Source organism: Cupriavidus basilensis, assembly GCF_029335485.1.
Taxonomy (GTDB): domain Bacteria; phylum Pseudomonadota; class Gammaproteobacteria; order Burkholderiales; family Burkholderiaceae; genus Cupriavidus; species Cupriavidus basilensis_E.
On sequence record NZ_JARJLM010000611.1, the window covers coordinates 1 to 7166 of the forward strand.

Consider the following 7166-nt stretch of genomic DNA (forward strand, 5'->3'; position numbering starts at 1 on the left):
TAAATCAGATCTCATAAAAAAACCTATAACTAGGCAAACTAAAATTCATGAATTTCTCTTTACCCGCGCTTAAAGAAAAACACCAAAAATAAAGCGACCCCTTGGCTTGCCGGCTTTGCCAATGTGGAGGACATCGGTTTTATTGTAGTGCCCCTGATGGCAATGGCCCGCGGTAATTCACGCATCTGCGTTACCGGCGCGCTAGCGCCGGAGTTGGGGGGCTTGGCCTCACCCATGTCGCTTCGGGATCGGAGTGGCTGATTCCTCTTTCTGAATCGAAACCGGGAAAGCCGTTTTCCCGGCCATGAGAAGGACTGTGTCATGACAATCTCCCATGTAGGACCGCCGGGGGCCGGCGATGATTGCTATGCCCTGCTCGACGATGCGGCCGCTACGCCTGGCCAGCCAAACAGCCGCTTGTACACCGGCTTCCTGCGCGAGATCCGTTGCACGGATCCGGCCGGGCTCGGGCAAGCGTGGCAGGAAGCCGACGCCGCCATGCGCGGTGGCGCCCACGCGGTGCTGCTGGCCGATTACGAGTGGGGCGTGGCGCTCCAGGGGCTTGGCCATCTTGCGGCGGCGGGCGCGCGGGAGCCGGCGTTGCGCGTTCTGCTTTTCCGCGAGTTGGCGCGGCTCTCGCGCGATCAGGTGGATGCGTGGCTGGCGCGTGCGGACGGTGCGACGCCCTCGCCCGCCGCTGTCGGCGCTTTCCAGCCAAGCGTGGAGCGCCCCGCCTTCCATGCCGCCATCGCCAGCATCCACGAAGCGCTGCGCGCCGGCGAGACCTATCAGGTCAATTACACCTACCGCATCGATTTCACGGCATCGGGCTCGCCGGTTGGCTTGTACCGCCGCCTGCGTGCCCGCCAGCCGGTGCCTTATGGCGCGCTGATCGCCCTGCCCCACGATGCGCGGCAGCCTTTCATCCTGTCCTGCTCTCCGGAGCTGTTCCTGCGCCATGAAGACGGCAGGCTGACCGCGCGGCCGATGAAAGGCACCGCGCGGCGCGGTGCGAGCCCGGCCGAAGACCGCGCGATTGCCCGTGCGCTGGCGGCCGACGCCAAGAACCGCGCCGAGAACCTGATGATCGTCGACCTGCTGCGCAACGACCTGGGCCGGGTGGCGCGCATCGGCTCCGTCAAGGTGCCGGCGCTGTTCTCGATCGAGCCCTACGCCAGCGTGTTCCAGATGACCTCCACCGTCGAGGCGATCCTGCCGCAGGCCGTATCGATGCCGGCCCTGTTGCGTGCCCTGTTTCCCTGCGGTTCCATCACCGGCGCGCCCAGGCACCACACCATGGCGCTGATTGCCGCGCTGGAAACCAGTCCCCGTGGCCTGTACACCGGCGCGATAGGCTGGGCCGACGCCCCCGCGCCCGGCTCCGGGCGCGCCTGCGGCAGCTTCTGCCTGTCGGTCGCCATCCGCACGCTGGTGCTGGGGCCCGTCCGCGGCGGCGTGCGGGCGGGCCGCATGGGGGTCGGCGCCGGCATCGTGCTCGATAGCGAGGCCGAGGCGGAGTTCGAGGAATGCGCGCTGAAGGCCGGCTTCCTGACCGGCCTGGCGCCCGACGCTGCGCGAACGCCGTATCATGTGCGGGATTTCTCCATTCCCGACCTCATCGTTACCCGTGCTGCACATGCAACTCGTCCTGTTTGACCTCGATCACACCCTGATTCCCTTCGACAGCGGCTCCACCTGGCTGCGCTACCTGATGCAGCGCGGCGTGCTGGACGAAGCCGAGTTCGCCCCGCAGAACCAGCGTTTCGCCCAGGATTACATGGACGGCAAGCTGGATATCCATGCCTTCCAGCGCTTCTGCATGTCCTTCCTGGCGCGCTACGACCGCCGCGACCTGGAAGCCTGGCGCAGCGCCTTTATCGCCAGCATCGCGGACCGGATCCCGGCGCCGGCGCGCGAGCTGGTGGCCCGGCATCGCACCGCGGGCGACCTGTGCTGCATCGTGACCGCCACCAACGATTTCGTCGCGCGCGGCTTTGCCGACAGCTTCGGCGTGGAGCACCTGGTGGCCTCGCAGGCCGCCACCATCGGCAACGGTCCGCTGGCGCCCTTCAGCGGCGAGATGATCGGCGTGCCGAGCTTCGGCGCGGGCAAGGTGGGGCGGGTGGAGGACTGGCTGGCCGCGATTGGACGGCGTTGGGAGGAATTCGAACGCACGCTGTTCTATTCCGATTCGGTCAACGACCTGCCCCTGCTCGAGCATGTCAGCCATCCTGTCGTGGTCGCGCCGGATCCCCGCCTGCGGGCCATCGCGCTGGAGCGGGGCTGGCCGGTTGCCGAGCAGGCGGGTGCAGGGTATGCGCCAAGCCGGCGGGATCCGCGATAGGATCGCGCCATGACCCGATACGTAGCACTCTTGCGCGCCGTGAATGTTGGCGGCACAGGCAAACTTCCCATGTCCGAATTGCGGACGATGTGCGAGTCCCTTGGCTTTACCAGCGTGCGCACCTATATCGCGAGCGGCAATGTCGTCTTCGACAGCCAGCTCGCCGAAGCTTCCGTAAAGTCCCGGCTCGAGCGTTGCCTGGAGACATACGCCGGCAAGCCGGTAGGCGTGCTGATACGGACCGGCGCCGAACTGGCGGCGGTGCTTGCCGGGAATCCTTTCAAGTCGGCGGCCTCGAACCGGACGGTTGCCATCTTCCTCGATGCGCCGCCGCCTGCCGACACCCTGGCGGGTGTGAGCGGCCGGCAGCAGGAAGACATCGCGCTCGGGCTCCGCGAGATCTACGTGCACTACGGCAGCGGCATGGCGAGCTCGAAACTGAAGATCCCGGCCGCCAAGGCCGGAACCGCCCGCAACATGAACACCGTGGCGAAGCTTGCCGAGTTGGCGGCAGTTTAGTCCGGCGCTCCCGCCCGTCATCGTCATCCATGGCTTCATCGGTACGCTGGATGTCGGCTCCACGAGCGTGGCGCCCTGCGCTTTCAGCACCGCGAGCGCCTCTGCGATGACAGCGGAAACCAGGTCGTTCCGCCCGCCGAAATGGTGCTTCAGTACGCCGAGACGTTTGCCTTGAAACCTTCGCGGCGCAAGTATTGCCAGGCCGGCGCGGTCGGGATCGCCGGGAGCTTGGCGAACCCGGCCCGCGCCGGCCATTGGCACTATCCCTGCCCGGCGCGCCGATTGCGTCCAGGCAGCGCCAGCCCCGGCGCAAAGTGCCAGGCCAGCAGCAACAAGGCGAGCAAGGCCGGCAACCAGCGCAGGTCCGTGCGGGCCGGTTCGCGATGCGCGAGCCGGCCGTCGAGCAGCGCGCCGGTCAGCGCCCCGGGTGCGCCCAGGCGGCGGTAACCCAGTCCGGCTTGCCTGGCCAGCGACGCCAGGTGCTCGCCGTGCAAGGCGGACAGGTGTTCGCGGCTCTGCCCCGGCACCGCCGCGCCGGATACCGCATCCAGCTGCACCACCTCGTCCGCGCGCCAGTACCCGATGCGATTGCCGTCCGGATCGGACCTGGGAATGGGCACCGGCGTATCGCCCCCCACCCCGACCAGCCAGCCGCCGACCTCGCCCGGCGTGACGTTCAGCATGGAGTGCTCCGACGGGCGAAGCGGTGGCGACTCATGGCCATCGGTGATGAAGATGACGCTGGTGCCGGCCCCCATGCTCTTGCCCATGCGCAGCGTCCAGTACAGGCCTTTGGTGATGCTGCTGGCGTTGACCCAGGCCATGCGGCTGTCGATGCGGTCCAGCGAGGACAGCAGGGCATCGTAGTTGGCGCAGACTTCCAGCGGCATGAGCAGGGGCAGCGCGCGGTAGTCGGCGAATACGGCCCACCCGACTTCCGAGCCGCAGGGCAGGTGCCGCAGCGCCTCGCGCATGGCGGCGCGCGCGTATGCCAGGCGGCTCACGGGTGCCGCGGGGCTGCCCATGTCCTCGGCATCCATGCTCTGCGTAACGTCGAAGGCGACCATGTAGCGGAAGGTGCCGCGCGGCAGCGTCAGCGGCGGCATCCAGACCGCGGCCGCCAGCAGCAGCAATGCCACCGTTACCGGCCAGTTTTCCCGCGCGAAGGCCCGCCTGGCCAGCCTGCGGATCTTCACGGCAGGTCTCCCGGCGGCAGGCCCGGCACCTTGATGCGCAGCCGCTCCTTGGGCATATCGTCGGTTTCGGCGCCGAACATGTCCTGCACTTCGGGGGCCAGCCACAGCGCGCGCTCGAGGTTGTAGCGGGCATCCCAGTCGCCGGGGTTGGCACGCAGCAGGTCGCGATAGCGCGCCTTGGCCAGTTCCACCAGCGCCTGTGCCTGGAACGCGTCGCGGGTGCTGGTCTCGCGTCTCTGGCGCAGGAGCATATTGCCCAGGTTGAACAGCGCCGCTTGCCCGACCGCATCGAGCCGGTCGCGCTGGATCAGGCTGTTGTAGGCTGCGAGCGCGGCGTCGTGCCGGCCGGCCCGGGACAGCGCGTTGGCCTGGGCCAGCCTGGCCTCGCGAACGCCGCTCGCGGCGCTGTCCGCATCCGCCGACGCCGCGGCCTGGTTGATCCGCATCGCCTTGCGCAGTTGCAGGGCCTCGCCGGCGGCAAGCGCGCCGGACACGAGCGCGGCGGCGGCAAAGGCCAGATGGATGGTGCGCCGCCTCATGTCCAGCTCCGCAGTTGAAGGAAACGGTATCCGAGCAGCAACGCGCAGCAAGCCAGCGCCGCGCCAAAGGCATAGGGGCTGCCATCCTTGCGCGGCACGCGCTCCATGAACGACAGCGGCAGGTTCTGCTGGCGGCCGACTTCGGCAATGGCCGCCGCCATGGCGCTGGCATCCTCGGCCTCGTAGGCACGGTAAGGCGTCGCCAGGGTCTGGAAGAAGCGATGCAGCGCGATTTCCTGCGCCGCGCCGTCGTCCGGCGCATCGGCATGCAGGCTCGGGCTGGTGCCGGTGCGCAGGTAGATCCAGTACAGCGCGATACGGTTGCGGGCCAGGCCGGCCTCGATGCGCTTGCGCGTGCCGGGGTCGAGCTGCGCGCCGCCGTCCGACACCATCAGGATGATGCGGCTGCCGGAATAAGGACGGCCATCGAATTCCGCGATGGCTGCCAGCACCGCCCGGCCGATATCCGTATTCATCAACCCCCGCCCGATCCGGGTTGCCGCGATGCCGGCCTGGATGGCCTGCTTGCGTTCGGTGAACGGCAGCACGCGCAAGGGGCCGGTGCTGAACATCATGAAGGCAAAGCGGTCGTCCGGGCGCTGTTCGACGAAGCGCGTGAGCAGCTCGCGCGCGACATCGCTCTTGGTATCGCCCTGCGTGCGCAGCGCGGCTTGCTCCCCTTTGGCGACGATGACGGAATTCATGCTGCCGCTGCGGTCCAGCAGGAGCAGGATCTCCGCGCCATGCCCGGTGCGCGCCACCTGCGTCTCCGCTCGCCCCGGGCTGGCCAGGCCGACGATGATGCCGGCCATGGCGATCGCCGCAAGCCCGCGCCACAGCAAGCCGGCGGCACGGCCGATGCGGTCCGGCGGCAGCCATGCCACGCTGGGGAACGGGAGCGCGTCGCCGCGCCGGCGCGCCAGCGGCAGCAGGGCCAGAGGCAGCAAGGCCAGCACCCAGGGATGGACGAAATCGAAGGGCAGCGTCATGGCCGGGCACGCTTCTCCGCAAGATACAGGTCCCGGCAGAGCGCGCGCAATGGAAAGGGCTCGGCGGCGGGCATGCCCGAGAAGAAGCGCTGGTCCGACTGCCGGTAGAACTGCTCGAGCCGCGCGCGCAGCGGCTGCAGGTGCGGTGCCTGCGCCAGCAAGCCAGGGAGCGCGCCGGCGCGCAGGACCGTCCCGGCGGTCTCGTCCAGGGCCCGGTGCAGGCATAGCCAGGCTTCGGCCTGGGCCGGATCGAGCCGGCGCAGGCGGCGCCATGCGCGCGCGAAAGGCAGGCGCATGGATTCGCGCCGGTTGCGCCAGCCCCACCAGCCCAGCCAGGCGGCCAGGGTGGCCGACAGCGCGCCCAGCCACAGGCCCATGCGCCGCGCGGCCGGCGCGGTCGGCAATACGGGCGCGGGCCGGTCGGGGCGCATCTCGAGCAGCCCGCCCTTGCCGAGCGCCGTCTGCGGCGTCAATGGTCCGACGCTGATCAGGTGCGCGCCTGTCTTCAGGGCCGGGCCGGTGGTCATGGGCAGCGACAAGGCCGGCAGCGCGATCGCGGTCAGTGTTTGCGGCGCGTTCACGATCTGGTAGGTCACGTGCATCCAGCGGCGGCCCTCGGCATCGGTCCCCCATTGGAGCGGCCGCCGTTCCAGCCATGCGCTGATGCGCTGCGCGCGGGGCAGCGCGGCGGGATCGACGGTCCGGCCATCGGCAGGCAGCAGGATCCGCTGCGTGATGAGGTCGCCAAGCACGTAGCCGAAGGCGCGGGGCTGCTGCACGATGGCATCGACCGCCGCGGTGGCCGCGGTGGCCGTGGCGGCGGCGCCGGCCTGCGCCTGGGCAGCCGGGAAAGCCATCGCCACCGCGATGCTTGTCCGGCAGGCCGCTCCGGCAAGCCGGGCGAACCGGGCGAACCGGGCAAGCCAAGGGAAGCGGTAGCGGCGCTGCGTCATGCCACGGCCTCGAGAAAATAGCGGGACAATGCCTCGGCCTCGAACGCCCCGTGCAGGTAAAAAGGCCGCAGCCCGCGCGCCAGGAACAGGGCGTCGAGCCGGGCCCGCCGCCGCGCCACCGCGTCGCGCCATTGGGCACGCACCGTCTTGCGCAGCCACAGCGTGCGCTGGCGGCCGGTCTCCGCATCGCGCACGGCCAGCAGCGTATTGCCTGGCGGCGGCTCGGTTTCGGCCGGGTCCCAGACGATCATCGGCACGACGTATGCCTGCGCCAGCAGGTCGAGGATGCCGTCCAGCGCCTCGAGCGCCCAGTGGAAATCGGAGACCACGAACACCAGTCCCCGACGGTCCGCCAGCCGCTGCGCCGCCTGCGCCAGCCCTTCGGCGCCGCCCGCGCGTGCCGCGGCGCCTGCGCTCGCGGAGGCCCGCAGCATCGCGGACATGGCATAGCCGGCGCCGCGGCTGTGGCGCGCCGGCACGAACAGATCCGCGCGTTCCACCGCGTCGAACGCGAGCATGCCGACCGGGTCGCCGGCGCGGAAGGCGCTATGCCCCAGCCCTTCGAGGAAGTCCGCGGCCACCTGCAGCTTGTCTGCGCGCGCGCCGAAGCGCATGGAGGCGGACAC

The 7166-nt window shown here is 69.6% G+C and carries 8 protein-coding genes; 3 read left to right on the forward strand and 5 right to left on the reverse strand.

Annotation, left to right across the window (positions count from 1 at the left end; translation table 11 throughout):
• Positions 1–321 precede the first annotated feature (321 nt).
• Genes pabB through P3W85_RS37640 form a run of 3 tightly spaced genes read left to right on the forward strand, consistent with a single transcriptional unit; the run spans position 322 to position 2863 of the window.
• Positions 322–1656: an aminodeoxychorismate synthase component I gene (gene pabB, locus P3W85_RS37630; protein WP_346430319.1), complete on the forward strand. Its 1335-nt coding sequence runs from the start codon at positions 322–324 to the stop codon at positions 1654–1656.
• Entirely contained in the window at positions 1637–2344 is a 708-nt protein-coding gene (locus P3W85_RS37635) for an HAD family hydrolase (RefSeq protein WP_276268531.1), read from the forward strand. Before pabB ends, P3W85_RS37635 begins: the two co-directional genes overlap by 20 nt.
• Positions 2345–2353: 9 nt before the next feature.
• Positions 2354–2863, forward strand: a complete 510-nt coding sequence (locus P3W85_RS37640) for a DUF1697 domain-containing protein (RefSeq protein WP_035815056.1) — start codon at positions 2354–2356, stop codon at positions 2861–2863.
• A 260-nt stretch (positions 2864–3123) separates the two neighbouring features.
• Here the strand turns inward: P3W85_RS37640 and P3W85_RS37645 are convergent, their stop codons facing one another.
• From P3W85_RS37645 to P3W85_RS37665, 5 genes are all read right to left on the reverse strand, one after another.
• A complete protein-coding gene (locus P3W85_RS37645) occupies positions 3124–4059 on the reverse strand; it encodes a VWA domain-containing protein (protein ID WP_276268532.1) in 936 nt (311 codons plus the stop codon).
• Positions 4056–4598, reverse strand: coding sequence for an MxaK protein (locus P3W85_RS37650; protein WP_276268533.1), 543 nt, complete (start codon positions 4596–4598; stop codon positions 4056–4058). Before P3W85_RS37650 ends, P3W85_RS37645 begins: the two co-directional genes overlap by 4 nt.
• The gene (locus P3W85_RS37655; RefSeq protein WP_276268534.1) at positions 4595–5587 is read right to left on the reverse strand and encodes a vWA domain-containing protein; all 993 of its coding nucleotides are present in this window, start codon (positions 5585–5587) and stop codon (positions 4595–4597) included. The genes P3W85_RS37650 and P3W85_RS37655 overlap by 4 nt, the downstream gene beginning before the upstream one ends.
• The gene (locus tag P3W85_RS37660) at positions 5584–6540 is read right to left on the reverse strand and encodes a calcium incorporation protein MxaA (protein WP_276268535.1); all 957 of its coding nucleotides are present in this window, start codon (positions 6538–6540) and stop codon (positions 5584–5586) included. Before P3W85_RS37660 ends, P3W85_RS37655 begins: the two co-directional genes overlap by 4 nt.
• Positions 6537–7166: MxaS protein (locus P3W85_RS37665; protein ID WP_276268536.1), on the reverse strand; the 630-nt coding region annotated here is incomplete at its 5' end. The genes P3W85_RS37660 and P3W85_RS37665, both read right to left, overlap by 4 nt.

Excerpts from the sequence above, each read along its gene's own strand:
- pabB (WP_346430319.1), top strand. The coding sequence starts at position 322 with ATGACAATCTCCCATGTAGGACCGCCGGGGGCCGGCGATGATTGCTAT.
- P3W85_RS37635 (WP_276268531.1), top strand. The coding sequence starts at position 1,637 with ATGCAACTCGTCCTGTTTGACCTCGATCACACCCTGATTCCCTTCGAC.
- P3W85_RS37640 (WP_035815056.1), top strand. The coding sequence starts at position 2,354 with ATGACCCGATACGTAGCACTCTTGCGCGCCGTGAATGTTGGCGGCACA.
- P3W85_RS37650 (WP_276268533.1), bottom strand. The coding sequence starts at position 4,598 with ATGAGGCGGCGCACCATCCATCTGGCCTTTGCCGCCGCCGCGCTCGTG.
- P3W85_RS37655 (WP_276268534.1), bottom strand. The coding sequence starts at position 5,587 with ATGACGCTGCCCTTCGATTTCGTCCATCCCTGGGTGCTGGCCTTGCTG.
- P3W85_RS37660 (WP_276268535.1), bottom strand. The coding sequence starts at position 6,540 with ATGACGCAGCGCCGCTACCGCTTCCCTTGGCTTGCCCGGTTCGCCCGG.